This is a genomic window from Roseateles aquae (assembly GCF_032337115.1).
GTDB lineage: Bacteria > Pseudomonadota > Gammaproteobacteria > Burkholderiales > Burkholderiaceae_C > Roseateles_C > Roseateles_C aquae.
On sequence record NZ_JAVXZY010000037.1, the window covers coordinates 1 to 1,510 of the forward strand.

Genomic DNA, 1,510 nt, shown 5'->3' on the forward strand with positions numbered 1-1,510 from the left:
CGTCTTGGGTGAGTTGGCGATATTCCATGTTCACAACCCCTTCTTGCCGGATGAGGTGTGAACAGTGTCGCCACTCCCCACCTCTTTTGGAGAAGGTGTTGCACTTAGTTTGCCAAGCTGCGCGTTCTAACCTCGCGCTCAACCGGACCTGCAACGGCATGCCTCGGCTGGCCGTCATTTCATTCTCGGCCAGCCGCGTCACGCCGCCGCTGGCCGGTTAGCTAAAACGTTGGGCATCACACAAATGACCTTGCCGGTTGCTCCGCTCGCTTTGCTCATCGCGCTCGTGCCGGCTGCCGCACTACTCGCCCTGGGCTACTGGCGATTTGCGGTCTTGCGAACCTACACGCTCATGCCTGTCATCGCGTTTGCGGTTGGCGTGGCGTTGGTCATGTTGTCCGCCACTGTCGCTGCAACCTACGCGTTCCACCCCATCCGAGCACTTCGGGAATCGGTCAATCTGCTTGGCATTCCGGCAGTCTTCTATGTCACTGCTATCACCCTAGTCGGCCGCAAAGGACAACTTTCTTCGGCCAGCCTCGTCATTGGCGGTGTCGTTGGCTTAGCTCCCCTTTGCTTCTTGGGCTTCTACGCAATGCTTCTGTCCGCTTGCAGCTTCGGGGACTGCCTATGACAGTGATGCCCAACCCATCGCTCAACCGGACCCGCAACGGCATGCCGCCTTCGGGCCTCATTTCATTCTGGCCCTGCGGCGTCCTGCCGTCGCGGGCCGGTTAGCTCAAACGTTAGGCAACAAATACGGATAGGAGAAGTTGGTGCTTGTTCCAGTTTGGGGAAATGCGATTGGCTTCGGCATCATGTCGCTCTGGTTCGGTGTATCTCTGGTCTTCTCGAAAGAGATCGATTCGCTCATGGGGCTCGGCTACTTCCTGGCAGGGACTTGGATGGCAACGGATGTAATGCTCAGAGCGGCCTTTACTAGGGGAAGGATTGCAAAGCTCCAAGTGCCTGAACGTATCGACGGGTCGAGGAACGCTGACGCAATTTGGCTTCTTTCCTCTTACGGGCCGACTTTCTACGCTCCCATCTGGATACTTGGCGCAATGGTTGGAGCTGGAGCCTTCGCTATGGACCACCTTGGTCGTTAAGGTCTCAATGTTTCGAGGGCAACATCAAGCATTTCCATTCTCTGCTGCCGCCAGTCGGCTTGCGGGTGAGGAGTTGCCTAACCAGTCGCTCGAGCCGACTCGCGTCGGCAAGCCGCCGCTCGCGGCTCAGCTTCAACGTTAGGTTGCACTTGGTCAAGGCTGCACTACTTCGACGATTGAATACCGCTGCCCGCCTCGCGGCCGTCGCGGTGATTGTGATTGCCGCTTCTCTCTATCTGGCCACGTGGGTCGTCGAGAGTTCGTGGTTCTGGCGCCTGAACGCAGCGCTACCTCGCCAGGTCGAATCCGAGATTGCAAATGCAGTGCAGCTTGTGCTTCGGCCCATTCGGCCATCTGAGGTTCAGGCGCAGGAAGAGCAGTTGGACTTCTTTCTTGCTTGG

Annotated in this window: 2 protein-coding genes; both read left to right on the forward strand. The window is 57.8% G+C overall.

Annotation, left to right across the window (positions count from 1 at the left end; translation table 11 throughout):
* Positions 1-244: 244 nt before the first annotated feature.
* Complete coding sequence (locus RQP53_RS24645; RefSeq protein ID WP_315653385.1) at positions 245-634, forward strand: hypothetical protein; 390 nt, start codon at positions 245-247, stop codon at positions 632-634.
* A 651-nt stretch (positions 635-1,285) separates the two neighbouring features.
* The coding region (locus tag RQP53_RS24650) for a hypothetical protein (protein WP_315653386.1) at positions 1,286-1,510 on the forward strand (225 nt) is incomplete at its 3' end.